The sequence below is a fragment of the Biostraticola tofi genome, assembly GCF_004343195.1.
GTDB classification, from domain to species: domain Bacteria; phylum Pseudomonadota; class Gammaproteobacteria; order Enterobacterales; family Enterobacteriaceae; genus Biostraticola; species Biostraticola tofi.
This window is the reverse complement of sequence record NZ_SMCR01000001.1, coordinates 49368-75284: the sequence shown is the minus strand read 5'-3', so window position 1 is coordinate 75284 and position 25917 is coordinate 49368. Positions and strand designations below refer to the sequence as shown.

The 25917-nt window shown below is 54.4% G+C and carries 22 protein-coding genes and 1 other annotated feature; of the genes, 4 read left to right on the top strand and 18 right to left on the bottom strand.

Annotation, left to right across the window (positions count from 1 at the left end; all coding sequences use genetic code 11):
* Window positions 1–563 precede the first annotated feature (563 nt).
* A complete protein-coding gene (locus EDC52_RS00330) occupies window positions 564–989 on the bottom strand; it encodes a hotdog fold thioesterase (RefSeq protein WP_131863280.1) in 426 nt (141 codons plus the stop codon).
* Window positions 989–4117 carry a D-2-hydroxyglutarate dehydrogenase YdiJ gene (gene ydiJ / locus EDC52_RS00325; protein WP_131863279.1) on the bottom strand — a complete coding sequence of 1043 codons (3129 nt, stop codon included), beginning with the start codon at window positions 4115–4117 and terminating at the stop codon, window positions 989–991. Before ydiJ ends, EDC52_RS00330 begins: the two co-directional genes overlap by 1 nt.
* 271 nt (window positions 4118–4388) lie before the next feature.
* Between ydiJ and ydiK the strand changes: the two genes are divergently transcribed.
* A complete protein-coding gene (gene ydiK / locus EDC52_RS00320; protein WP_131863278.1) occupies window positions 4389–5483 on the top strand; it encodes an AI-2E family transporter YdiK in 1095 nt (364 codons plus the stop codon).
* A 405-nt stretch (window positions 5484–5888) separates the two neighbouring features.
* On the opposite strand, the gene ppsA is transcribed toward ydiK, so the two are convergent.
* The gene (gene ppsA / locus EDC52_RS00315) at window positions 5889–8273 is read right to left on the bottom strand and encodes a phosphoenolpyruvate synthase (protein ID WP_131863277.1); all 2385 of its coding nucleotides are present in this window, start codon (window positions 8271–8273) and stop codon (window positions 5889–5891) included.
* 160 nt (window positions 8274–8433) lie between these two features.
* On the opposite strand from ppsA, the gene ppsR reads away from it, so the two are divergent.
* Both ppsR and EDC52_RS00305 read left to right on the top strand, forming a co-directional pair.
* Window positions 8434–9255 (top strand): posphoenolpyruvate synthetase regulatory kinase/phosphorylase PpsR, encoded by an 822-nt coding sequence (gene ppsR / locus EDC52_RS00310; protein WP_131863276.1) that lies wholly within the window; start codon window positions 8434–8436, stop codon window positions 9253–9255.
* 113 nt (window positions 9256–9368) lie between these two features.
* Complete coding sequence (locus EDC52_RS00305; protein ID WP_131863275.1) at window positions 9369–10433, top strand: 3-deoxy-7-phosphoheptulonate synthase; 1065 nt, start codon at window positions 9369–9371, stop codon at window positions 10431–10433.
* Between the two features lie 64 nt (window positions 10434–10497).
* Here EDC52_RS00305 and EDC52_RS00300 read toward each other — a convergent pair whose 3' ends face one another.
* The 14 genes from EDC52_RS00300 to thrS form a co-directional block, all read right to left on the bottom strand.
* Window positions 10498–11949, bottom strand: coding sequence for a protein adenylyltransferase SelO (locus EDC52_RS00300; protein WP_131863274.1), 1452 nt, complete (start codon window positions 11947–11949; stop codon window positions 10498–10500).
* Between the two features lie 43 nt (window positions 11950–11992).
* Window positions 11993–13009 carry a lipoate--protein ligase gene (locus EDC52_RS00295; RefSeq protein ID WP_131863273.1) on the bottom strand — a complete coding sequence of 339 codons (1017 nt, stop codon included), beginning with the start codon at window positions 13007–13009 and terminating at the stop codon, window positions 11993–11995.
* A gap of 48 nt (window positions 13010–13057) precedes the next feature.
* Window positions 13058–13528, bottom strand: coding sequence for a C40 family peptidase (locus EDC52_RS00290; RefSeq protein ID WP_131863272.1), 471 nt, complete (start codon window positions 13526–13528; stop codon window positions 13058–13060).
* 115 nt (window positions 13529–13643) lie between these two features.
* Entirely contained in the window at window positions 13644–14489 is an 846-nt protein-coding gene (btuD, locus tag EDC52_RS00285) for a vitamin B12 ABC transporter ATP-binding protein BtuD (protein WP_230467920.1), read from the bottom strand.
* Window positions 14489–15040 (bottom strand): glutathione peroxidase, encoded by a 552-nt coding sequence (locus EDC52_RS00280; protein ID WP_131864055.1) that lies wholly within the window; start codon window positions 15038–15040, stop codon window positions 14489–14491. The genes btuD and EDC52_RS00280 overlap by 1 nt, the downstream gene beginning before the upstream one ends.
* Window positions 15041–15088: 48 nt before the next feature.
* Window positions 15089–16102, bottom strand: coding sequence for a vitamin B12 ABC transporter permease BtuC (gene btuC, locus EDC52_RS00275; RefSeq protein WP_131863271.1), 1014 nt, complete (start codon window positions 16100–16102; stop codon window positions 15089–15091).
* 160 nt (window positions 16103–16262) lie between these two features.
* Window positions 16263–16559, bottom strand: a complete 297-nt coding sequence (ihfA, locus tag EDC52_RS00270; protein WP_011411244.1) for an integration host factor subunit alpha — start codon at window positions 16557–16559, stop codon at window positions 16263–16265.
* A 4-nt stretch (window positions 16560–16563) separates the two neighbouring features.
* The gene (pheT, locus tag EDC52_RS00265) at window positions 16564–18951 is read right to left on the bottom strand and encodes a phenylalanine--tRNA ligase subunit beta (protein WP_131863270.1); all 2388 of its coding nucleotides are present in this window, start codon (window positions 18949–18951) and stop codon (window positions 16564–16566) included.
* A gap of 14 nt (window positions 18952–18965) precedes the next feature.
* Window positions 18966–19949 carry a phenylalanine--tRNA ligase subunit alpha gene (pheS, locus tag EDC52_RS00260; RefSeq protein ID WP_131863269.1) on the bottom strand — a complete coding sequence of 328 codons (984 nt, stop codon included), beginning with the start codon at window positions 19947–19949 and terminating at the stop codon, window positions 18966–18968.
* A gap of 90 nt (window positions 19950–20039) precedes the next feature.
* Window positions 20040–20163: a sequence feature (Phe leader region), on the bottom strand.
* Window positions 20114–20158, bottom strand: coding sequence for a pheST operon leader peptide PheM (gene pheM, locus EDC52_RS00255; protein ID WP_001386830.1), 45 nt, complete (start codon window positions 20156–20158; stop codon window positions 20114–20116). It overlaps the preceding feature by 45 nt.
* Window positions 20164–20234: 71 nt before the next feature.
* On the bottom strand, window positions 20235–20591 hold the full coding sequence (rplT, locus tag EDC52_RS00250; RefSeq protein ID WP_131863268.1) for a 50S ribosomal protein L20: 357 nt from the start codon (window positions 20589–20591) through the stop codon (window positions 20235–20237).
* A 43-nt stretch (window positions 20592–20634) separates the two neighbouring features.
* Window positions 20635–20832 carry a 50S ribosomal protein L35 gene (rpmI, locus tag EDC52_RS00245; protein WP_010847343.1) on the bottom strand — a complete coding sequence of 66 codons (198 nt, stop codon included), beginning with the start codon at window positions 20830–20832 and terminating at the stop codon, window positions 20635–20637.
* 93 nt (window positions 20833–20925) lie between these two features.
* A complete protein-coding gene (gene infC, locus EDC52_RS00240) occupies window positions 20926–21468 on the bottom strand; it encodes a translation initiation factor IF-3 (protein ID WP_131863267.1) in 543 nt (180 codons plus the stop codon).
* A gap of 3 nt (window positions 21469–21471) precedes the next feature.
* Window positions 21472–23400 (bottom strand): threonine--tRNA ligase, encoded by a 1929-nt coding sequence (gene thrS / locus EDC52_RS00235; RefSeq protein ID WP_131863266.1) that lies wholly within the window; start codon window positions 23398–23400, stop codon window positions 21472–21474.
* Window positions 23401–24424: 1024 nt separating this feature from the next.
* Here thrS and EDC52_RS00230 point away from each other — a divergent pair.
* Window positions 24425–25288, top strand: coding sequence for a fructosamine kinase family protein (locus tag EDC52_RS00230; RefSeq protein WP_131864054.1), 864 nt, complete (start codon window positions 24425–24427; stop codon window positions 25286–25288).
* Window positions 25289–25330: 42 nt separating this feature from the next.
* Here the strand turns inward: EDC52_RS00230 and EDC52_RS00225 are convergent, their stop codons facing one another.
* Complete coding sequence (locus tag EDC52_RS00225; protein ID WP_131863265.1) at window positions 25331–25876, bottom strand: YniB family protein; 546 nt, start codon at window positions 25874–25876, stop codon at window positions 25331–25333.
* Between the last annotated feature and the right edge of the window lie 41 nt (window positions 25877–25917).

Genomic DNA, 25917 nt, shown 5'->3' with positions numbered 1-25917 from the left:
GAACACACCTGTTTTAAAACGCCCGCTTAATATCCGTTCCCTTACAATTTATGGGGTTTACTACATTGCTAATCCTCTGATTTTTCGTCGTTAAGAATAAAATTTCCCGCATAGCTAAATACTAAAACTTTCCGGCCTCTGACTAAAGAAAATAATCATCGAAAAAAACTATTTTTATAACAGGCAAAATTAATGCGCCGGTTTGCCCAATGCGATGGACAAAACAATTATGCAGCGCTATCAATATCTCCCTTCGGCCGTAGTCGCGAAATAAATATGATAATGGTTATCATTTACCTATTGGCGGCTAAACATTCTTTTATAACAGGATTATTCTTTTAAATGTTGAACTGATAGACCCATGATTATCTCTAAGGCCAAAAGTCTACTTTGATAACAATTATATCACAAATTTGATGGCCCCTGCAGGGTCAAATTGTGTCCTTCAAGCAGGGAGCCGCATTGTCAGCGGATTTCAGGCTTTAGCAGCCCATCAGGCGCGATGTACGCCGGGAAGTCCGATTCCGGCAAGCCCGCAGCGTTTGCCGGGCAGCGCAGCGGGCTTAATCAGGCAGGTTGACGAGGATGGCGGTGGTGAGTCGGGAGATACAGCTCAGGCGTTGCTTGTCATCATAGATGCGGATATCCCAGACCTGATGAGTACGTCCGCAATGCAGCGACCGGCAGATGCCGCGTACCTCACCCGTCAACACGGCCCGGGTATGGTTGGCATTGATGTCCAGCCCGACGACCCTGACGTCGCCCTCGGTACAAAGATAACCCGCCGCTGAGCCGAGTGTCTCCGCCAGCACCACGGAAGCGCCGCCATGCAGTAGGCCGAACGGCTGCCGGGTGCGCTGGTCCACCGGCATGGTGGCTTCGATTTCATCTTCGCCCAGCCGGGTAAAGCGGATAGCCAGATGTTCTATCATGCAACCCTGCCCTTTCTGATTCAATTCCTCCAGGGTGGTGGTGCGTTTCCATAACATCAGATAATCTCCAGTAAAGCCTGTAGAGGATGACGAATTTTTTCGCCTTCGATGCGTTTAACCTGACTGCGGCATGAATAGCCGGTGGTAAGGCAGCGATCATGGGGCAGCCGGTCCAGTGCCTGACGCCATGATAAGCCATAAATGCCCAGCGAGTTATCCAGATGGGCTGTTTCGTGGCCATAGGTGCCGGCCATGCCACAGCAGCCGACGCCGACGCTTTCAAGCTTGGCGCCGAAGCGGGCGAAGACTGCCGACCACTGCTGGCCGCTGGCGGGCAGTTCGGTGGCCTCGGTACAATGTCCAAACAGATACCATACCGGCTGTTCTTCTCTGGGATCCACTTGCCTGGCCCGCTGTGCCACTTCAGCCTCGGCAACAGCCGGTTGTAATGTGTTCTCTGCCGTCGGCGCCTGACCAGGCATCGTCGGCAAGCCGGCCAGCCATTCATGCACCAGCATCACGCGAAAAGCCCCACGGGAATCGCCCAGCACCTCACGATATTCATCCCGATAGCACAGCACCAGCGCCGGATCCACCCCCACCATCGGCAGCCCGAGGCGGGCTGTGCGATTAAGAAATTCAGCGGTCTTGCCGGCAGTGGCGGCAAAGCGCTGCATAAAGCCCTTGATATGCTGGGGCTTGCCGTTGGGCCTGAACGGCAGCAGCACCGGCTTGTAATTGAGTTTTTCGACCAGCAAGACAAAATCACTCACCACGGAAGCATCGTAATAACTGGTGAACGGATCCTGTACGATGAGCACATAGTCCTGACGCTGGTCGGCGCTCATCAGCTCCAGCTGTTCGAGCGTGGTGCCCAGCGCGCGGTGTCCCGCTAACCGACGCGTTAGAGAAGGCGCTGACAGCAGCGGCAGATCAACCATGCCAATGTGCCGCCGGCTGAAGTGTTGCAGCAGCGGTTGTTTAAGCAAAAAATTAAACGTTGCCGGAGCGCGGGCCATTAACGGAGCATAGGCTTCAACACTCGCCACCAGATGATCACGCACGGGACGTAGATAACGGCTGTGGTAAAGCGTAAGGAAACGCGCGCGAAAGCCGGGCACATCTATTTTTATCGGACACTGGGTCGAGCACGCCTTGCAGGCCAGGCAACCGGACATGGCGAGTTTGACTTCATGAGAAAAGTCATACTCGCCCTGCCTGGCGCGCCAGCTGTTGCGCACTTTGCCGGCCAGGTCGCGCAGCGAGGCCATACCGGTCGGCAACTGGCGCTCAAGCGCGACCGGGTCCACTCCCTGCTCCGCCAGCAGCCGCAGCCATTCCCGCACCAGCGCCGCCCGGCCTTTGGGCGAATGGATGCGATTGCCGGTGATTTTCATTGAAGGACACATCGGGCTCTTGGCATCGAAGTTAAAGCACAGCCCATTGCCATTGCATTCCATGGCCCCGCGAAACTCAGTGCGGATATGGACTGGAATCTGCCGATCATAGGTACCGCGCTTGGCCGCCTTGATCGACATCATTGGCGCGTCGCTGTCCGCCGGGGTACAAATTTTGCCCGGGTTGAGTCGATTCTCGGGGTCGAAAGCCCGTTTAATCAGGCGCAATTCATTGAATAGCCGTTCGCCAAAAAATGCCGGACTGTACTCGGCGCGAAACCCCTTACCGTGCTCTCCCCACAACAGGCCGCCATAACGGGCGGTCAATGCGACAATTTGATCCGAAATTTGGTGCAGCAGCGCTTCTTGTTCCGGGGAACACATGTCCAGCGCCGGACGGACGTGCAACACTCCGGCATCCACATGGCCAAACATGCCGTAATTCAGCCTGTGGCTGTCCAACAGTTGACGAAATTCAGCAATATAGTCAGCCAGATGTTCCGGCGGCACGCAAGTGTCCTCGGCAAACGGCAGCGGCTTGGCCGGGCCTTTGGCGTTGCCCAGCAGGCCAACGGCTTTCTTGCGCATGGCATAGATTCGTTCGATACCGGCCAGACTGTCACATAACTGATAGCCAATCACCCCGTCCTGCCCCATGGATATCAGCGAGTCTAGGCCCTGGCACAGGTCGTCGAGTTGATGCTGTATCAGTGCCTGGTCATCGCCGGCGAACTCGACAATATTCAGCCCCAGCATGTCGCGATCCGGTACGTCCTCAATCAGTTCACGCACGGAATGCCAGACAATATCCTCGCGAGCGAGATTGAGCACCGTGGAGTCAACGGTCTCGACAGACAGTGCATGCGCTTTGAGCATAAAAGGCGCATTGCGTAATGCCGAGTTGAAAGAGTCGTACTTGACGTTGACCAGCCGCCGGACTTTAGGCAGCGGGGTAATATCCAGCCTGGCTTCGGTAATAAAGGCCAGCGTGCCTTCTGAGCCGGTCAGAATACGCGTCAGGTCAAAGGTCTCGAGATCATCGCTGAACACATGGCGTAAATCATAGCCGGTAAGAAAACGGTTCAGCGGGGGGAATTTCTCCAAGATCAACCGGCGCTGCCGGCGGCATCGCTCGAGCACCTGGCGATAGATTGCCGCGATTCGACCTTCTTCGGCGGCCAGACGTTCAGCTTCGGCAACCGGCAAAGCGCGGGTATCGAGAATTTCGCCCCCCAATAGCACTGCGCGCAGACCGAGCACGTGATCAGAGGTTTTGCCATATACCAGCGATCCCTGGCCCGAAGCATCGGTATTGATCATTCCGCCAAGCGTGGCGCGGTTACTGGTGGACAGCTCAGGGGCAAAGAAATAGCCCAGCGGTTTGAGAAACTGGTTAAGCTGGTCTTTAATCACACCGGCTTCAACCCTGACCCAGCCCTGCTGCGGATTGACCTCCAGAATCCGGTTCATATATCGCGACATATCCACCACAATCCCGCGGTTCAGAGCCTGTCCATTGGTGCCGGTGCCTCCGCCGCGCGGGGTAAATGTCAGCGTTTTAAAACCCGGCTGGTCGGCCAGGCGGCCAATCAGCACCACATCTGCGGTCGAGCGGGGAAACACCACCGCATCGGGCATCAGCTGATAAATGCTGTTATCGGTGGCCATCGTCAGGCGGTCGGCATAGGATGCGGTAGCGTCGCCGGTAAAGCCGTCACGCTTGAGCGCATGAAGAAAATCGATGACCGGTTGAGTGAGTCCCGGTGGTTGCGAGATCAATGGGATCATTAACGATGAGCCTACTTTTCAAGTATGAGCAATATCAGGTTATTTTGGGTTGTTTTAACATATTTCCGGCCGCCCTGTCCTTAAGGCAAATAAAAAACACCGATAAACCCACGAAGAAGACACAGCCTGGCGCAAAGGCAGATTAAAGTTTTCCTGCTTGCTTTCAAAACAGCGTGAAATACCCCATCATTAGCCATTGGCGAACAGATTACACAATGGCTCTGCGTCATACTGCGCTAAGCAATCTGTTTTTTGAGGAGTACACGTTTTCATGGATTACCCGCGTCAGTTGCTTGACCTGCCCCGCATGCTGTTCAGCGTCACTTTTATTGCCCTGATGGCGATCGCCTGTTTCTGGGTGGTACAGCCCTTTATTCTCGGTTTCGCCTGGGCGAGCATGGTGGTTATCGCCACCTGGCCTTTATTGATAAAAATACAGGCCATACTGTGGGGCAGACGCTCGCTGGCCGTGTTGGTCATGACGTTGCTGCTGCTGCTGCTGTTTGTTCTGCCGGTGTCAATCCTGGTCAGCAGCATTGTCGAGAACAGTACACCGCTCCTGGACTGGGCACGCGACCCCAACCGCATCTCCTTGCCTACCATGCTCTGGCTGCAGGATGTGCCGATGGTCGGCAACAAGCTTTACACTGGCTGGCAGACGCTGATTGCCGGTGGCGGCGCGCCGCTGATGACCAAAGTACAGCCCTATATAGGTCGCTCGGTCACCTGGCTGCTATCCCAGGCTTTCAGCCTGGGCAGTTTTCTGTTTCATTGCGCCCTGATGATCCTGTTCAGCGTACTGCTGTATATCCGCGGCGAGCGGGTGGCGCTGGCTATCCGTCATTTCGCCATACGACTGGGAGCGGAACGGGGTGACGCCTCGGTGCTGCTGGCCGCTCAGGCTATTCGCGCGGTGGCGCTGGGCGTGGTGCTGACTGCGATCGTTCAATCAGTGCTAGGCGGCATTGGCCTGGCGGTGGCGGGCATACCGGTGGCCATCGTACTGACGGTGCTGATGTTCGTCATGTGCATTGCCCAACTGGGTCCATTGCCGGTACTGATACCGGCGATGATCTGGCTTTATTGGAGCGGCGATACGACCTGGGGCACCATTCTGCTGGTCTGGAGCTGCGTGGTCGGTACCATTGATAACGTTTTACGCCCTATTTTCATCCATATGGGCGCTGACTTGCCGGTATTGCTTATCCTCTGCGGCGTTATCGGCGGGTTACTGGCCTTCGGCATGATTGGCCTGTTTATCGGGCCGGTGGTGCTGGCGGTATCGTTTCGGCTGGTATGGGCCTGGGTTAATGAAGCCCCATCGCCCGGTAAAATGCACGACCCGGAAAAACACCTGGGCGAGTAATGGTGCACCAATTGCCCCGGCATCGTCCGGGGCTAGCACTATTAATTGTTGTGCCGCCAATGGTTATTCCGTCACCCTTTTCATTAATTACATCGCCCTTTTCAGCCCAAATTTATAACGCTCAATAATAAAAAAATAATATTCCTGCCGCTGATAACTCAACTGCAATATAACGGCTCATTAGGATGATTCTTAATGACTCTGTGTGCATGAATTCATAGTATGAACATATCGGTTTTAACAAGGTATTGATTTTCAATCAAGGTTTCTCCGAATTTCTCAAATTGCTGTGTGTAGTCTTTGCCCACCTTATTGGATGGGCTTTTTTTTGTTTTTTTTACTCAAAAAAAAGCGCCGAACGATAACGCCGACGCTTTAAATAACAGAATAATTAATGAGTGATTATTATTTCTCTACCAACTCCGACAGGTTCAACCAGGTTTTGACCACCGTATCCGGATTAAGCGACAGGCTGTCAATACCCTGATCCATCAGCCATGCGGCAAAATCCTCGTGATCCGAGGGTCCCTGACCGCAGATACCGACGTATTTGCCCTGCGCCTTGGCGGCTTTGATGGCCATCGACAGCAGCGCTTTCACCGATTCATCCCGTTCGTCGAACAGTGCCGATACCAGCCCGGAATCCCGATCCAGTCCCAGCGCCAGTTGAGTCATATCGTTGGAGCCGATCGAAAAGCCATCAAAGTGTTCCAGGAACTGGTCAGCCAGCAGCGCATTTGACGGGATCTCGCACATCATAATCACCTTAAGCCCATCCTCACCGCGCTTAAGCCCCTGACGGGCAAGCTCGTCAATCACCGCCTTGGCCTGCGTCACGGTGCGGACAAACGGGATCATGATTTCGACATTCTTCAGTCCCATATCGTTGCGCACCCGCTTGACGGCAGCGCATTCAAGGGCAAAGCACTCTCGGAAGCTGTCGGACACATAGCGACCGGCACCACGGAACCCCAGCATCGGGTTTTCCTCATCCGGTTCATAGCGTTCACCGCCGACCAGGTTGGCATATTCATTCGACTTGAAATCCGAGAGCCGCACGATGACCCGCTTCGGCCAGAATGCGGCCGCCAGGGTGGAGATGCCTTCGGTCAGTCTGGCGATATAGTATTCGACCGGGCTGTCATAACCCTGGATAAGGCTGGTGATTTCTTGCCGTACTGCTTCCGGCTGGTCGTCGAACTCCAACAGCGCCCGGGGATGGACGCCAATCATGCGATTGATGATAAATTCAAGCCGGGCCAGGCCGACCCCGTCGTTAGGCAGGCAGGCAAAATCGAACGCCCGGTCCGGATTGCCGACGTTCATCATGATTTTCAGCGGCAAATCCGGCATGGTGGCGATCTCAGCGCTATCGATGTTGAAATCGAGCACATCCAGATAGACGTAACCGGTATCGCCTTCAGCACAGGAGACGGTGACGTTCTGTCCCTCGCTCAGGCGCTCAGTGGCGTCGCCGCAGCCGACCACCGCCGGGATACCCAACTCGCGGGCGATGATTGCCGCATGACAGGTCCGGCCGCCGCGATTGGTGACAATCGCCGAGGCTTTTTTCATGATCGGTTCCCAGTCAGGGTCGGTCATGTCGGTCACCAGCACATCGCCGGCCATTACCCGGTGCATTTCGCTGATGTCCTGAATGACCTTGACCGGACCGGCGCCAATGCGATGGCCAATGGCGCGACCTTCAATGATCACGTCACCCCTGGCAGTCAGTTGGTAACGCTCCATGACCTGGCCGCGAGAGCGTACCGTTTCCGGCCGAGCCTGGACAATAAACAGTTTGCCGGTATGACCGTCCTTGGCCCATTCGATGTCCATCGGCCGCTGATAATGCTGCTCAATAAGCACCGCCTGACGCGCCAGATCCTGCACTTCCTGGTCGGTCAGCGAGAAGCGTTGACGTAAGTCTTCCGGCACGTCTTCGATACGCACCTGCTTGCCGTGCTCCTGGCTGCCGGCATACACCATGCGGATTTTCTTGGAACCGATATTGCGGCGTACTATCGATGGACGCCCGGCGGCCAGGGTCGGTTTGTGAACATAGAATTCGTCAGGGTTGACCGCGCCCTGCACCACCATTTCGCCCAGCCCGTAGGCGGCAGTAATGAATACCACTTGATCAAAACCGGACTCGGTATCAATGGAAAACATGACGCCCGACGCGGCTTCATCGGAGCGGACCATACGCTGTACGCCAGCGGATAATGCGACGCCGCGATGGTCGTAGCCCTGATGGACGCGGTAGGAAATCGCCCGATCGTTAAACAGCGATGCATAGACGTGCTTGATGGCAATCATGACCGCATCAATGCCCTGCACATTCAGAAAGGTTTCCTGCTGGCCGGCAAAGGAGGCATCGGGCATATCTTCAGCGGTAGCCGATGAACGCACGGCAAAAGAAGCCTGGGCATCATCGGCCGACAATTGCTGATAAGCGTCATTGATAGCCTCTTCGAGACCAGGCTGAAATGGGGTGTCGATAATCCACTGGCGGATTTGTTTCCCGGCTTTGGCCAGTTGGCTGACATCATCAATATCGGTTTTATCCAGTAATTGGTAAATGCGCTGGTTAATACCGCTCTGGTTGAGGAAATTGTTGAAGGCGCTGGCCGTGGTGGCAAAGCCATTCGGCACGCTGACACCGACCGATGAGAGATGGGTAATCATTTCACCCAGCGAGGCATTTTTACCGCCGACGCGATCTACGTCATTCATCCCCAACTGGTTGTACCACAGCACGTTATCAGAATCACTGTCATTATGAGACATTTGAGTCATCCTTTCTAATATTGGCATTGGTAAATATACTGTAGGTTAAACAGAGCACTGTTTACGGTATGAGCCTAACATAACCATTTCATTCCGGTCCCGAATGAATCGAGCCAGCCAGCAAAATAAGATTAACCCTTAATGAGCAGAGGAAGTTCTAATGGAAAGAAGCGTGTTTTTTATTTCCGATGGCACCGCTATTACGGCAGAAGTTGTGGGTCATTCGGTAATGTCGCAATTTCCGGTGGCGACCGTAACCCATACCTTGCCATTTGTCGAAAGCGAAGCTCGCGCCCGGGCAGTGAGGGAACAAATCAATGCGCTGGCTAAGCAGACAGGCGTTCGCCCGGTGGTATTTTATTCTATCGTGTCGCCGGCGGTACGGCAGATCATCGAGCAGAGTGAAGGCTTCTGCCAGGACGTGGTGCAGGCGCTGGTCGCCCCGCTTGAACAGGAACTGGGCATGGCGCCGGACCCGGTGGCCCATCGCACTCATGGCCTGACGGCCACCAACCTCAATCGCTATGATGCGCGCATTGCGGCGATCGATTACACCCTGGCCCATGACGATGGTATATCATTGCGTAACCTGGATCAGGCCCAAATTATTCTTCTGGGCGTGTCACGCTGCGGTAAAACCCCCACCAGCCTTTACCTGGCGATGCAATATGGTATCCGTGCGGCCAATTACCCGTTTATTGCCGACGATATGGATGATTTGAGATTACCTGCCGCGCTGAAACCCTATCATGATAAATTGTTCGGCCTGACTATTTCCCCTGAGCGCCTGGCAGCGATCCGTGATGAAAGATTAAACGACAGCCGCTATGCATCATTGAGACAGTGTCGTCTGGAAATTAATGAAGTTGAAACTTTGTTTCGGAAAAATAAAATCAATTTTTTGAACTCCACCAATCATTCTGTCGAGGAAATTGCCGCCAAAATAATGGATGTCCTGGGGGTGAGCCGGCGCATGTATTAATCACCGGCAAAATCTGAGGGTTGAAATCATCTGAGTTTGGTTTATTGTGACAGCCATTACTTCCCGCTATGCACGCCATAGGGAAGCACCTTTTCCAAGCTTAGAGATTTCCCATGTCAAAAACGGATGAATTGCGCACCCAGCGCATTGATCGCCTTATCGAGCCGGCGGTTCTTGCCGGTAAATTACCCATAAGTGAATCGATCGCCGAGCATGTCCTCCATGCCCGTCGGCGTATAGAGAACATTTTGTCTGGCCAGGATCAGCGCCTGCTGGTGATTATCGGCCCCTGCTCCATTCACGATGTGGATTCGGCTATTGATTATGCCAGACGCCTGAATGCGCTGCGGATTACTTACCAGGACCGTCTGGAAATCGTAATGCGCACCTATTTCGAAAAACCGCGCACCGTGGTGGGCTGGAAAGGACTGATCGCCGATCCGGGCCTGGACGGCAGTTTTAGGGTCAATGAAGGTCTTGAGCAGGCCAGACGGCTGTTATTGTCGGTCAATGAGCTGGGCCTACCGGCCGCCACTGAGTTCCTGGATATGGTGACCGGTCAGTATATTGCTGATTTGATCAGTTGGGGGGCCATTGGTGCCCGTACCACTGAAAGCCAGATCCACCGTGAAATGGCCTCGGCGCTATCCTGTCCGGTCGGTTTCAAGAACGGCACCGACGGCAATACCCAAATCGCCATAGATGCCATTCGGGCCGCCAGGGCAAGCCATCTGTTTTTATCACCTGACAAACAAGGGCAGATGACCATTTATCAAACCAGCGGCAATCCTTATGGCCATATCATCATGCGCGGCGGCAAAGTGCCTAACTATCATGCCGAGGATGTGGCTCGCGCCTGTGAACATTTGCATCAGTCAGGGCTGACCGCACGCCTGATTATCGATTTCAGCCATGGCAACAGCCAGAAACAGTTCAAGCGCCAGCTGACGGTGGCCGATTCAGTTTGCCAGCAGTTGGCCGGCGGATCGCGTCACGTGGCCGGGGTGATGATTGAGAGTAACCTTCAAGAAGGCAGCCAGCCGCTGCTGCACGGTAAAGATCTTACCTATGGTCAGTCGATAACCGATGGCTGCCTGGGCATGGCCGACAGCATTACCGTACTGTCCCGACTCGCCGAGGCCAGTGAAAGAGGCGCAGCCGCTCAGGCAGCCATCTGAGCCAAAGATCGCTCTGGTGGTCGCCGCAACCCAGCAGCTCCATGCGGCGGCCACCGGCGACCGGTCAGCTTGAGCAGGAAATGTCCAGGTGCCGGCCCCACTCGGGCGGCATCGCAGCCAAATCCTGCCATTCGGCAGCATCGCTGTAGGGGGTTTGCAGTGCCTGATGCAATCGCGCCAGCAAGCTGGTGTCATCCTGCTCCGCCCCTTCAATCGCCTGCTGGGCCAGGTAGTTACGCAGAATGATCCGCGGGTTGCTGGCTTTCATCTGCTGACGGCGTATCGCTTCGTCCCCGCCTTCGTCCTGCCGCCGTTGCCGATAAGCGGCAAACCAACGGTCAAATGCCGGTAAATCGATGAAATCATCCCGTAACGGAGATCGGCTGTCGCTGTTATCTGTGTCGCAAAGCATACGGAATACCCGGGTATAATCGCTGCCTTCGCGGGCCATCAGCGCCAGCAGACCGGTAAGCAGGTCATTGTCCCGCGGATCTGTTTGATAAAATCCCAGCTTACGCCGCATCAGTTCGCCATAAGCCGCCATCAGCGCCGGCTCATAGTGACCCAATGCCAGTTCCAGATCCGCTACCGGCATCAGCCCTGAAAGCGACTGGGCCAGCCGATGCAGGTTCCACAGCCCGACCGCAGGCTGATTGTCGAAGGCATAGCGTCCCTGATGATCTGTATGGTTACAGATAAAGCCCGGTTGGTAGGCATCGAGAAAGCCAAATGGGCCATAATCCATCGTCAGGCCAAGAATCGACATATTGTCAGTATTCATCACGCCGTGAGCAAAGCCGACCGCCTGCCAGTGGGCAATCATACCAGCAGTGCGCTTGACCACGTCGGTCAGCCAGAGGCGGTAGCGGCCATCTGCACCCACCAGCTCAGGCCAATGGCGAGCAATAACATAATCGGCCAGTTGGCGTACCCTCTCGGGCTGGCGCCGATAATAAAAATGCTCAAAATGACCGAAGCGCACATGGCTTTCCGCGGTTCGCATCAGCATGGCGCCGGGTTCGGCCTCTTCCCGGCGCACCGGATGACTGCTGGTAACGATAGTCAGCGCCCGGGTGGTAGGGATCCCAAGATGATGCATCGCCTCCGATGCCAGAAACTCACGCACCACTGAACGCAGCACTGCCCGGCCATCGCCCATACGCGAATAGGGCGTCAGTCCGGCACCCTTAAGGTGCCAATCGATAAGCCGGCCATCAGCCAGCCGCTGTTCGCCCATCAGCAAACCGCGACCATCCCCCAGTTGACCCGCCCAGACGCCGAACTGATGGCCGCTGTATACCTGCGCCAGCGGCTGCATACCGGGCAGCAGGCGTTCACCACCCCAGATGGCTGCGTTATCGCCCTGGAAAAGAATGTCTTCAAGCTGATATTCATCAGCCAGGGGCCGGTTATGGTACAACAGGCGGGCTTGGTGCAGCGGCGTCGGCTGCAGTGGCGTGTAAAATCCGGCCAGTTGGTTAAACCAGGTGTTGTCAAATAGGGGTTCAGGTGCCATCGGTAAGGCCCTCCTTAAACACAGTGTAGGACATCAGGGCACGTTATCGCAGACTGTCCGTCAGCCAGCGGGCCAGCTCATCAAGCCCGGCAGCTTCATCAGGGTAAGCGCGGATCAATGCGGCACATACCGCAGCCACGGCGTCGGCGCGGTATGACGTGCCCTGCAGCTTGTCGGCCAGCGCCTCAAGCGGGGTCGGATTAAGACTGTCGGTAAAGATCCTGCTGCGGCTGATACGGCCGTGTTCCACGTCAAAGTGCAGCTCAACGCCCCCCCACAGAAAACGCGTGTCCAGCACGTGGCTAAAGGCCGGCGCCCGGCCGAAATTCCAGTCCCAGCTGCTTTGCCTCGCGAACTGCTCGGCAAAGCCCGGCAAGTCGGGCGTTTTTTCAGGTGAAATAATTTCTGGCTCCACCGACTCGCCATAGGCCTGGCAAAATGCCTGGCGGATATGCTGGCACAGCAGGTCGTGACTGACCGCCGGCATGACTTCCTGCAGATTAGCCACTCGCGATCTGACCGAGGTGATCCCTTTGGCCTGCAGTTTTTTCGGGTCTGGATTCAGGTAGAACGCCAGGCGACTGAGATCGGCATTAAGCAGCACCGTACCGTGATGAAAGCCCCGGTCGGCGGTTTCGCGATAGGCGGAGCCGGAAATTTTGCGCTCACCGTCGGCGGTGGTCATCACCAAGTCGTTCCGGCCAGAAACCCGGGCGTCAACCCCCATGCTCTTCAGCCCACTGACAATGATGGCGGTCGACAGGGTTTTGTCATATTCCGGCTTGCCGGCCATAAAAGTAAAGCAGCTGTTGCCCAAATCGTGAAATACCGCGCCGCCGCCGCTGCTCCGCCGCGCCAGTTTGATATTATCCTGCGCCATGCGCCGGGTATTGCACTCTTTCCAGGGGTTTTGCGCCCGGCCAATCACCACGGTTTCGGCATTGCGCCAGAGAAACAGCACCCGCTGAGTGGTGGGCATCTGGCGAAATATGCACTCTTCCACCGCCAGGTTGAACCAGGGATCATGGGAGTCGGACAGCAGCAAACGTAATGAAGACATGAATATTCCTGAGCATCAACCGCCTTACCGGCGGCGGCGAGTGACCGACTAAATACGACGCGCCTGCCACCAGGCTTTGCGCCAATAGACATTATCCAGTGACGATCTCGTCACACCGCGACTGGTAGAGGCGTGGATAAACATATCGTTTTTGTCATAGATGCCGACATGCAGACCATTCTGGCCGCTGCCGGTTTTGAAGAACACCAGGTCACCGGGCAACAGATCATCCCTGTCGATCCGGGTACCGACCGACGTTTGCGCCTTGGTGGTTCGCGGCAGTCGGATACTGAACCGGTCCTGGAAGGTTCTCTTCACAAATCCCGAGCAGTCCATGCCCCGGCGATCCATGCCGCCGTTACGATAGGGGGTGCCTGACCACTGACGTAATTGTTCATTGAGCGTGGCAACCACCACGATGGAGTCTCCCAGCCGGGGATCCTGCGGCGGCGCATGGTGACTGCATGCCGTCAGCAACAGCGCAGCCAGCGCCAGTATCATTGTTGATATCCGTTTCATATTCTATTCACTATTTAAATCAATACGCTGCCGCAGACCATGATCATGCCGCACTGTTCCACTACCACCCTTTGGAGACTGTCATTTAGCCTCAAGGGCGTCCTGACGGCAAGCATCACTCTGTCATTATGGGTAAATTTTGGCTGCAAGCGTGCAGCCAACTGTGCTCGCCAGCGGTCAATCGCTCGAAAGCGACCTTGAATACCGGCCCCAGCCGCTCTGGCGTCATGACCTCTGCCGCCGGTCCGGCGCAGACCAGTTGACCGCTGTCCATCAGCCAGACCGTGTCAGCATGGCGCAGGCTGTGGTTCAGGTCGTGTGAACTGACCAATACCGCCATCCCGGCCGCCGTCAGTTCGGCCAGCAGTCTGTCCAGGGCGACCCGCTGAGCGATATCCAGACTGGCGGCAGGCTCATCCAGCAGCAGCATGCCTGCCTGCCCATTGATCGTCGGCCAGACCTGCAGCATGACTGCCGCCAGTCTCACCCGCTGCCATTCACCGCCTGACAGCGAAGCTAATCTTCTGTGCAGTTTATCATCCAGGGCCAGCGCCTGGGCAAGATAGGCTACCGTCTGCGCCAGGGCCTGGCTATTATCCGCTGGGTCTGGCTGGTGCAGCATCAGATACTGAAACACCGCCAGATTACCGCCCGGATAAGCCTGCTGGCCCAGGTAGCCACGATAGACCCCCAACGCCCTGGGGTGCCAGTGATGAATAGGCTTACCTGAAAGGATCAGTTTTCCCTGGGCGGGCAGCAGACCGGCAATGCAGGCCAGCAGGCTGCTTTTACCGGCGCCGTTTGGGCCGACCAGATGAATAAGGCCGCCAGCTTCGTGTGACAGCGTCACATTGCTTAGGCGATGGCTAATATTCACTTTGAACAGCACCAGCCGCCATGCCTGGCCCTCGGCTGGCAATGGGAAGCATGCGTTGCTGCTGTCCGCAGGCTCCATGGGCACTATTTTTCCAACGCCAGTTTAATGGCTTCAAGAATGAGCGGATCCTGTGGCTTCATATCAGGTGAGAAACGCTGCACGACTTCCCCATCGCGGCCAATGAGAAATTTTTCGAAGTTCCACAGAATGTCCCCGGGTTGTCCGGTGGCCAGTCCCTTGCTTTCCAGTAGTTGCCTGAACCCGCTCTGCTGCGGATTGACCGCGTGAGGGCATGCCGCAATCAGATGACGGTACAGCGGATGGCGGCCAGGACCGTTAACCTCGATTTTACTGAACATTGGAAAATCTACGCCAAAGGTACCTTGGCAAAACGCCAGGATGTCGTCATTCCCGCCGGGCTCCTGGCCGGCGAACTCATTCGACGGGAAACCCAGCACTTCAAAGCCGCGAGAATGCCAGGCTTTATACAGGCTTTCCAGGGCTTCATATTGATCGGTCAGGCCGCAGTTGGACGCCACATTCACCACCAGCATCACCGACCCCCGATAGTGCTCCAGCGTTTGAGTCTCACCGGTAATGGTCCTCAGGGCCAGAGTAAATATTTCTGCACTCATCATTCAACTCCTTCAGTCGACGGCGACAGAGGCATAAGACCTTCACATTCAGGAATAGCCCTTCGCCTTGGTCAGCAGCCAGATAAAAACCGGGGATCCCAGGGTGGCGGTTACCACCCCGACCGGCAACTCGGCGGCATCCAGGGCTGTTCTGGCCAGTATATCGGCCAGCAGCAGCAGACTGGCGCCGGCCAGGGCGCAGCCGGGCAATAAACGCCGCTTATCGGTCAGCCCCCACAGACTAAGCAAATGGGGCACCACCAGTCCGATAAAGCTGACCACGCCGGCCAGCGCAACGCTGATGCCGACCATCCAGCCGAACGCCACCACAAACAGATTACGCCACATATGCACCGATAACCCCAGTTGTCTGGCCTGCAGTTCACCCAGGATCAGTAAATTAAGCACTCGCCCCTGCAAACACAGCCAGAGGATAAACGGCAGCAGCGACAGCAGCAGCCATTTGGCTCGCCAGTCCACACCGCCGAATCCGCCCATCATCCAGTACATCAGCTGGCGTAAATCCAGGCTGGAACTGTAATAGATAGCCCAAGTCATGACCGCGCTGCAGGCTATCCCCAAGGCGACCCCGGTCAGCAGCAGACGTGCATTGGAAGCACGACGGCGGTTAAGGGCCAGCAGCAGCGCGGTAATCGCCATTGAACCCGCTACCGCGCATAATCCCAGTCCCCAGGATGGCATTACGCCATGGCTTGCCAGCACCGCCAGCGTGACCGCTACCCCCGCGCCGCTGGACACCCCCAGCAGCCCGGGTTCAGCCAGCGGATTGGCAAAAATCGTCTGCATAACCGCCCCGGCCATCGCCAGACTGGCCCCTACCGTCATCACCGCCAGCGCACGCGGTAAACGCAGTTGCCAGACAAAAACCTGCTCCAGGCTCTGGCCAAACCAGGCTGAAGGCCAAATCCAACGCTCGCCGGCGCACAAACTCAACAACAAAGCGCCGAGCGCCAGCGCCATCAGATAGCCCAGCCGGCGAAAGTCCTGGCGAGCCTGTCGTTCGATAAGCAGGCGATAGTTTGCAGGGTGTGGTGCGCTCATGTTAACAGCATCCGATTCATAGCGGGCAACGGTCATTAAGCCCTCAGACTATCCTAATGCTACCCGGTTGCGCCAGACAGGATAAACAGCGGGGTTTGCGGTCTCAGCACAGCTCAGATAAAAAAAAGGCCGCTTAACGCGGCCTTCATTGAATCATGCGTCACTCTTTAGGTGAGGCATTCTCTACACGACTTTTCAGTTTCTGACCTGGACGGAACGTCACTACCCGGCGAGCGGTAATCGGAATATCCTCGCCGGTCTTCGGGTTGCGTCCGGGACGTTGATTTTTGTCTCGCAAATCAAAATTACCGAATCCGGATAATTTCACCTGCTCGCCATTTTCCAGCGCCCGGCGGACTTCCTCAAAAAACAGTTCCACAATTTCTTTGGCATCCCGTTTGCTCAACCCGAGTTTTTCAAACAGGTATTCTGACATTTCAGCTTTAGTAAGCGCCATAGGTTCAATCCCTCAAGGATGCTTGGAATCGCTGTTTTAGAGCCGCCACGCACTTTGCAACGGTGGCGGCAATCTCCTCTTCTTCCAGTGTACGGGCGGTATCCTGAAGAATCAGGCTGATAGCCAGGCTTTTGAAACCTTCCGCTACGCCCTTGCCCTGGTACACGTCAAATAAGTTTACGCCAACTACCTGATTTACGCCAACTTTCATGCACTCCGCAATAATATCTGCTGAAGGTACATCTTCAGCCACTACCACAGCGATGTCGCGACGATTGGAAGGATAACGTGAAATGTCACTGGCATCAGGCACTTTGCGGTTTGCTACCTTATCCCAGAGTAGTTCAAACACCACGGTTCGGCCATTTAAATCAAGCTTACGTTCTAACTCGGGGTGGATAACGCCAATAAATCCAATATGTTCCCCAGACAGATAGATAGCGGCATTCTGGCCGGGATGCAAAGCAGGATTATCACTGGAACGGAATTCTATATCTGTGAGCTTGCCGGTGAGTTCAAGTAATGCTTCCAGATCGCCTTTCAAATCAAAGAAGTCGACCGCCTGGCGGGCCAGGTCCCAATGCTCGTCAAAACGGCTGCCGACAATGGCGCCGGCCAGCATAAGATCCTGACGGATACCCAGTGGGGCATTATTATCAGGCACAAAGCGCAGGCCGCTTTCAAACAGGCGGATCCGGCTTTGCTGACGATTCTGATTATAGACTACCGCCGCCAGTAAGCCGGTCAGTAATGACAACCGCATCACCGACATATCAGCCGATATCGGGCTTGGCAGCACCAGGGCCTCCTGACCAGGATGCAACAGCGCCTGAAGACGCGGATCAACAAAGCTATAGGTAATTGCCTCTTGGAAACCGCGGTCAACCAACAGGGTTTTAACCCGCTGTAGCGGCAAAGCCGACTCTTGATGGCGGGTCATCTCCAGATTGGCCTTTACCGCCACGTCGGGGATATTATTATAGCCGTAGACTCTGGCTACTTCTTCTACCAGATCCTCTTCTATCGCCATATCGAAACGCCAACTGGGCGCGACCGCCTGCCAGTACCCTTCAGCAGCAGTCACTTGACAGCCTAGCCGGGCAAGAATATCAGTGACATCAGCATCAGCGATGTGGTGCCCGATCAGGCGGTTCAGTTTTTCACGGCGCAGGGTGATGGTAGCGCGCTGGGGCAGGTGCTGCTCAGCGCTAGCATCGATAACCGGCCCTGCCTGACCGCCGCAGATATCCAGCAGCAGTCGGGTGGCACGCGCCATGGCGCGGTATTGAATCGCCGGGTCCACGCCACGCTCATAGCGGTGAGACGCATCGGTATGCAGGCCATGACGACGGGCTCGGCCGGTAATGGCCAACGGATCGAAGTAGGCGCACTCCAGCACCACATCTCGGGTGGACTGATTGATACCGGAAAGCGCGCCGCCGAAAATCCCGGCCATCGCCAGGACTTTGCTGTCATCGGCGATGACCAGCGTGTCGGCGTTAAGCGTAGCCTGGCTGCCGTCTAGCAGCGTCAGCGTTTCGCCTTCATCCGCCATACGTACGTTAATGCCGCCGTCAATCTGTGCCAGACTGAAGGCATGCATCGGCTGGCCCAGTTCCAGCAGGACAAAGTTAGTGATATCCACCACCGCATCAACTGAACGGAGGCCACAGCGGCGCAGCTTCTCTTTCATCCACAGAGGTGTCGCGGCGGTAACATCAATACCCTGCACCACTCGGCCAAGATAACGCGGACAGGCTGCCGGCGCCGCGACCTTGATCGGCAGTGCTGCGGCTGACGAGGCCGGTACCTCGTCGATAGCCGGCTCGTTCAGCGCCAGGCGATTGATTACCGCCACGTCACGGGCAATACCGATAAGCCCCAGGCAATCCGCTCGGTTTGGCGTAACGCTGATATCAATCATACGATCGTCGAGCTTGAGATAAGCACGGATATCGGTGCCCAGCGGCGCATCGGCCGGCAGTTCGATGATGCCGTTATGATCATCAGAAATACCCAGTTCTGAAAATGAGCACAGCATTCCCTCAGAGGGTTCGCCTCTCAGTTTGGCCGCCTTGATTTTAAAATCATTCGGCAGCACCGCGCCGATGGTGGCGACGGCGACGGTAAGGCCTTCACGGCAGTTTGGCGCCCCGCAGACGATATTCAACGGCGCATCACCGCCGATATCGATAAGCGTAACTCGCAATTTATCCGCATTGGGATGCTGTTTGCAGGCCACTACCCGGCCGACCACCACGCCGCTGAAAGCGCCGGCGACGTCATTGACGCCGTCGACTTCCAGGCCGGCCATGGTAATCTGTTCGGAGAGTTCGTCGCTGCTGATGGCAGGATTTACCCATTCACGCAGCCAAAGTTCACTGAATTTCATGTGTTAATCCCGCCTTATTTGAATTGTTTAAGAAAACGCAGATCGTTTTCGAAGAATGCACGTAAATCTGTGACACCGTAACGCAGCATGGTCAAGCGCTCCATGCCCATGCCGAAGGCAAAACCCGAATAGATTTCAGGATCGATGCCCACATTGCGCAGCACATTGGGATGCACCATGCCGCAGCCCAGCACTTCCAGCCATTTGCCGTTTTTACCCATCACATCCACTTCCGCTGAAGGCTCGGTAAACGGGAAATAAGAGGGACGGAAACGGATCTGCAGATCTTCTTCAAAGAAATTACGCAGGAAATCGTGCAGCGTACCCTTTAGGTTGGTGAAACTGATATCGGTGTCGATTATCAGCCCTTCCATCTGGTGAAACATCGGGGTATGGGTCTGGTCGTAATCGTTCCGGTAGACCCGGCCTGGGGCAATAATGCGGATAGGCGGTTGCTGTCCCTGCATGGTACGAATCTGCACGCCAGAGGTCTGGGTGCGCAGCAGGCGGGTTGCATCAAACCAGAAAGTATCATGATCGGCGCGAGCCGGGTGATGAGCCGGAATATTCAGGGCATCGAAGTTATGATAATCGTCCTCGATCTCCGGGCCGGTCGCGACCGAGAATCCCAATTCACCGAAGAAGGTCTCAATACGGGAAATAGTACGGCTAACCGGATGCAGGCCGCCATTTTCCATACGCCGTCCAGGCAGAGAAACATCAATGGTCTCTTCTGCCAGTCGGGCATTCAGCGCAAAGGACTCCAGAAACGCTTTCCTCTCGCCGAGCGCCTGCTGTACATCCTGTTTAGCCTGGTTGATAACCGCCCCCGCAGCAGGACGATCTTCGGGAGCCACGTCACGCAGGCTGGCCATTTGCAGCGTCAAGTGCCCTTTTTTACCCAGATACTCCACCCGCACCGTTTCTAATGCGCCAATATCACCGGCCTGCTCAATAGCGGTTTTGGCCTGCACAACCAAATCGTTTAGATGTGGCATTGCGATCCTCTTCTTCCTGCCTGAATGGCTTCATCATTAATGTCAACGTGGCTGAAATAGAGACAGCCCGGTTTTCGCTTGAATATAAGCAATAAAAAAGCCTCCACTCAGGGAGGCTTCAGCGCTACTTTTCGTTTCTTCTTTTACGCAAAAGCCTCCTAATATCAGGTGCTAAAATAAAAAAAGAAACGGAAAATAGCAGCATTCATGCTTGCATTACCTTAATTGTCAATATCGGCGGGATGCCAAAAAAAAGAGGGAGTCGGACTCCCTCTTTCTCACATCTTATGCCAGCGAACCTTTCGCTTTGTCGGCCAGAGCGGCGAAAGCCACTTTGTCGAATACAGCGATGTCTGCCAGGATCTTACGGTCGATTTCAATAGAGGCTTTTTTCAGGCCATTGATGAAGCGGCTGTAAGATATACCGTTCTGACGGGCCGCGGCGTTGATACGCGCGATCCACAGTTGACGGAACTGACGTTTCTTCTGACGACGGTCACGGTAAGCGTACTGACCTGCTTTGATGACTGCCTGGAAGGCGACACGGTAAACGCGCGAACGGGCACCATAGTAACCTTTCGCTTGTTTTAAAATTTTCTTGTGACGTGCACGAGCTACCACACCACGTTTTACGCGAGCCATATGCTCTCTCCTAAAGTCTTATTCGAACCAGTTAAAATGACGCTTATGCGTACGGCAGACATGCAATGACCAGACCCAGATCGCCTTTGGAGACCATGGATTTAGGACGCAGATGACGCTTACGCTTAGTGGATTTTTTGGTCAGAATATGACGCAGGTTAGCATGTTTGCGCTTAAAACCACCTGAGGCAGTTTTTTTGAAGCGCTTTGCAGCACCGCGTACTGTCTTGATTTTTGGCATGAGTTATTTCTCTACTCCGCATTGTTAATAATATGAATCAATGAGGCGAAAGCAGCTTTTCCGCCAGGGATCGGCTGCCTTACTTGTCAGGCCTTATTGTTTCTTCTTGGGTGCGAGCACCATGATCATCTGGCGTCCTTCGATTTTACTCGGAAAGGATTCAACAACCGCCATTTCACTCAAATCGTCACGAACGCGGTTAAGCACTTCGATACCAATTTGCTGGTGCGCCATTTCACGTCCACGGAACCGCAGCGTGATTTTGGCTTTATCGCCATCTTCCAGAAAGCGAATCAGGTTGCGTAGTTTTACCTGATAGTCACCTTCATCGGTACCAGGACGGAATTTGATTTCCTTAACCTGGATAACTTTCTGCTTCTTCTTCTGCTCTTTTGTGGATTTGCTCTTCTCATAGAGAAATTTGCCGTAATCCATAATTCGGCAGACCGGCGGTTCGGCATTAGGGCTGATTTCAACTAAATCTACGCCCGCTTCCTCAGCTTTTTCAAGCGCTTCATTCAGGCTGACAATACCAATCTGCTCACCGTCAATGCCCGTCAGACGAACCTCTGCGGCGCGGATTTCTCGGTTAATACGATTGGGACGCGCCGGTTGAACTCTTTTTCCGCCTTTAATACTTTATTCCTCCAGTTGATGAAGATTACGGCTGCGTATCTCTTGCTGCAGCTTTTCGATAATCTCGTTAACGTCGATGCTGCCTAAATCCTTGCCCCGGCGAGTACGCACGGCGACTTGGCCTGCTTCCATTTCTTTATCTCCGCAGACCAGCATATAGGGAACACGACGCAAAGTATGTTCGCGAATTTTAAAGCCTATTTTCTCATTTCTCAAGTCCGCTTTGACACGAATGCCCGCCGCAGACAGTTTTTCTGCGAGTTTTGAGACATATTCGGCCTGATTATCCGTAATATTCATCAAAACCACTTGAGTCGGTGCAAGCCAGGTCGGATAGAAACCGGCGTATTCTTCGGTCAGGATGCCGATAAAGCGTTCCATTGACCCCAGAATAGCGCGGTGAATCATCACCGGTACGACACGCTCATTGTTTTCGCCGACATACGACGCATTAAGCCGCCCCGGCAATGAGAAATCCAGTTGCACTGTGCCACACTGCCAGGCGCGATCCAGACAGTCAAGCAACGTAAATTCGATTTTCGGGCCGTAAAACGCCCCTTCACCCGGCAGATACTCAAATGCAATGCTGTTTTCAGTCAACGCAGCCGCAAGATCGTTTTCCGCGCGTTCCCAGGCTTCATCGCTGCCGATACGCTTTTCGGGACGGGTGGACAGTTTGACCAGGATATTATCAAAGCCAAACGTGGCGTACATATCATACACCATTTTTATACAATTGTTTACTTCATCACGGACTTGTTCTTCCGTACAGAAAATATGGGCGTCATCCTGGGTAAAACCCCTGACGCGCATCAGGCCATGCAGCGATCCCGACGGCTCATTACGATGGCAACTGCCGAACTCGGCCATGCGTAGCGGCAAATCGCGATATGACTTAAGGCCTTGATTGAAAATCTGTACATGGCCTGGACAGTTCATCGGTTTGATGCAGTATTCGCGATTTTCAGAGGACGTGGTGAACATATGCTCAGCATAGTTCTCCCAGTGGCCGGTTTTTTCCCATAGTACCCGGTCCATCATAAATGGGCCCTTCACCTCTTGATAACGATACTCTTTGAGCTTCATCCGCACAAACGCTTCGAGTTCACGGAAAATGGTCCAGCCGTCATTATGCCAGAACACCATGCCAGGCGCTTCTTCCTGCATATGGTAGAGATCGAGTTGCTTGCCAATCTTGCGGTGGTCGCGTTTAGACGCTTCTTCTAGATGCTGAAGATAGGTATTAAGCTGTTTTTTATCCGCCCAGGCAGTACCGTAGATGCGCTGCAGCATTTTGTTATTGCTGTCGCCGCGCCAGTATGCGCCGGACGTTTTCTGCAGTTTGAAATGGTGGCAGAAACGCATGTTGGGTACATGAGGCCCACGGCACATATCAACGTACTCTTCATGATGATACAGGCCGGGACGGTCATCACGGCTGATGTTTTCATCAAGAATGGCCACCTTGTAAGACTCGCCGCGCGCGGCAAAGGCGTCGCGCGCCTGCTGCCAGCTTACCTTTTCCTTGATGACGTCATAATCTTTATCGGCCAGTTCATGCATCCGCTTTTCCAGCAGATCGATATCTTCCTGCGTCAGGGTATGGTCCAGGTCAACGTCGTAATAGAAACCTTTATCAATCACCGGGCCGATGGCCATGCGCGTATCGGGCCAGAGCTGTTTAATGGCATGACCCAGCAGATGCGCGCAGGAGTGGCGGATGATCTCAAGTCCGGCCTCGTCTTTGGCGGTAATGATGGCCAGTTGCGCATCTTCAGTGATGAGGTCGCAAGCGTCGACAAGCTCGCCGTTAACGCGTCCGGCAATGCAGGCTTTCGCCAGGCCAGGGCCAATATCGCGGGCAACGTCGAGAGGTGAAACAGGATGATCGAACTGACGCTGACTGCCGTCAGGGAGGGTAATAACGGGCATGATGGCTTCCTTAACCTGCAGTGGTGATCCACACCAAAGATCACATACAGACTTATATTCATATAAAAAATGGTTTATTGCTTACGCTATTTCGCTCTACTTTGCAAAATATGAACACCTGGCATTGTGTCGCCGATGCGACACAGGCCGATGGGACATAGGCAACGGCAGATGATTCTAGCATCCCGATACCGGCCTGCTCCAGTAAAATAAAATCCTGCCTTTTCATAGCGTTCATTTTCAAGGGATAAAGTGACGCAATACGACCGGGGTTGTATTTACACCGCCGGCTGCCGCGCTCAGGATAGGGTGGTAAACCAGGCGATACTCGGTCCTGACAGCGGACACCGGCAAGCTTACATTCGATTAATATTTTAGTTACGATGTCAACTACATTATTTTTACAACTACAGAAAACGACAAACCCGCCGTAGCGGGTTTGTCAGAATAGAGAGGCTTAATAGGGGCGGCTCAGACCATTGCGGTGACCACTGCAACCCAGAAAGCCATACAAATCAATACGATGCTTGGTAATGTCAATCGATAGAAATAATCCATAACAACCTCTCTTTTGCCCTACTGCTTTAAGATAAATCTTACGCTTTTCTGATAGGGAAAAATACGACCCAGATCAGCTTTTGGGCCATTAGCGCCATTTAAAACCGGCTCTATATCACAATCCGTTACTCATTTATCTAAAAAATGTCGATGAACAACGCGGTGACATATCACCGTCATCTCATAATAATAATATTTTATGCCCCGATTTTCGCCAATGCCCTGCTGCGGCTGGCGGCGGTCACGTTGCTAAGCCGGCAGTTAACTGTTCAGGAAATAATCTATTGACATTCGCCAGCCGGACAATAACACTCATTGAAGCACAGCATAAAGCAGGCTAACGCCCTGATGTTACGGAGAGTCTTCTGCCAAAACGGTTCTCCCACAGGCGATATCGCAGCGACCAGACAGTTTCACCAAATCGATTCAGAGCTTTCACGGCATGGCGACTTAGGGGGAAATGACGATGTGGAATGCCATCAGCACATTACTGGCAGAGAACGGTGTAGCGCAGGAAATTCTGGAGAAGCGCGAACTGCCGGGCGGTGAGCTTCATACCGCCTGGTATCTGCGCTACGGTTCCCTGGACGTTTTTGTAAAATCAGACTCACGCGATCAATTGCAGAAATTCACCAGTGAAGCCGATCAGCTAGCCATGCTGGCTCGCAGCAAGACTGTCAAGGTGCCTGAGGTATACGGCGTCGGCAGCGTCAGGGATGAAAGTTTCCTCCTGCTTGAGTATATTCCCCCCCGCCCCTTTGATGCCCATGGCGCCTGGTGTCTGGGCCAGCAACTGGCCCGCCTGCATCAATGGAGTGAACAACCGCAATTCGGACTGGATAGGGATAATGATCTGTCCACTGTCGTGCAGCCTAACGCCTGGCAGCGGCGCTGGTCGGTATTTTTCGCCGAACAGCGCATCGGCTGGCAACTGCAGCTAGCGGCAGAAAAGGGGCTATCGTATGGCAATATTGATGAAATTATCGATGCCATCGCCGCCCGGCTCCATGATCATCAGCCCCAGCCTTCGCTGCTTCATGGCGACCTGTGGCCTGATAATTGCGCCAATAGCGCCCAGGGCTGTTACCTGTATGATCCGGCCTGTTACTGGGGCGATCGTGAGTGCGATTTGGCGATGCTGCCGATGTACCCCCAACTGCTGCCGCAAATATACGACGGCTACCAGAGCATCTGGCCGCTGGATAAGGATTTTGTCCATCGTCAGCCGATTTATCAGCTGTATTTCCTGCTGAACCGGGCCGGACTTTTTGGCGGGGGGCATATTCCCCGCGCTCAGGAAGCGCTGGACCAGATAATGCGCAGCCACTGAAAACCGGGGCGGCGGCAAGCCGCCCAGGACTGGGGGCGGGTTTCAGATAAAACCCAGTAGCTTGAAGGCAAAATAGCCGATGACAGCAATAATAATGGGCAGTATATAAAGAGGGAAAATCTGCAGTAGAATAGTGTGCCGCGGCATAACGATTTTATTTTCGATTTCGGCTCGGCTCTGGCCATTGCTGCCTTTGGCCTGTTCCAGGATCATATGGTCTTCCACCCCTTCGCGTATGTGCCTCACCTGGCGGGACATTCTGGCGCCGGACGACTGCAGCGCCAGTCCGATGAACATCAGCATAAAAATCAGCCAAAACGCCATATTGCCGGCAAAAAGACTGGTCTTGAAATCAGGCTCAGGAGAGTTGTACCAAAACACATTCAAAAATGACGTATTAAAACGCAGCATATCGATAATGACGTGGAAAAAATCCGCCATCACCGCATTGATGCCTTTATCTGGAACACTGTATTGGTAAATAAACTTCAGCAATGAAATCAGTGTGGAAAGTAAAGCCGGTATGAAGATTATCCATCCGGCTAACCGTTTAATCACGGCCAGCCGGCCAGCCTGTTGATACGTCATGAGTTCCCCTTATTAAACAGCCTCTACCCGAACAGCTAAGT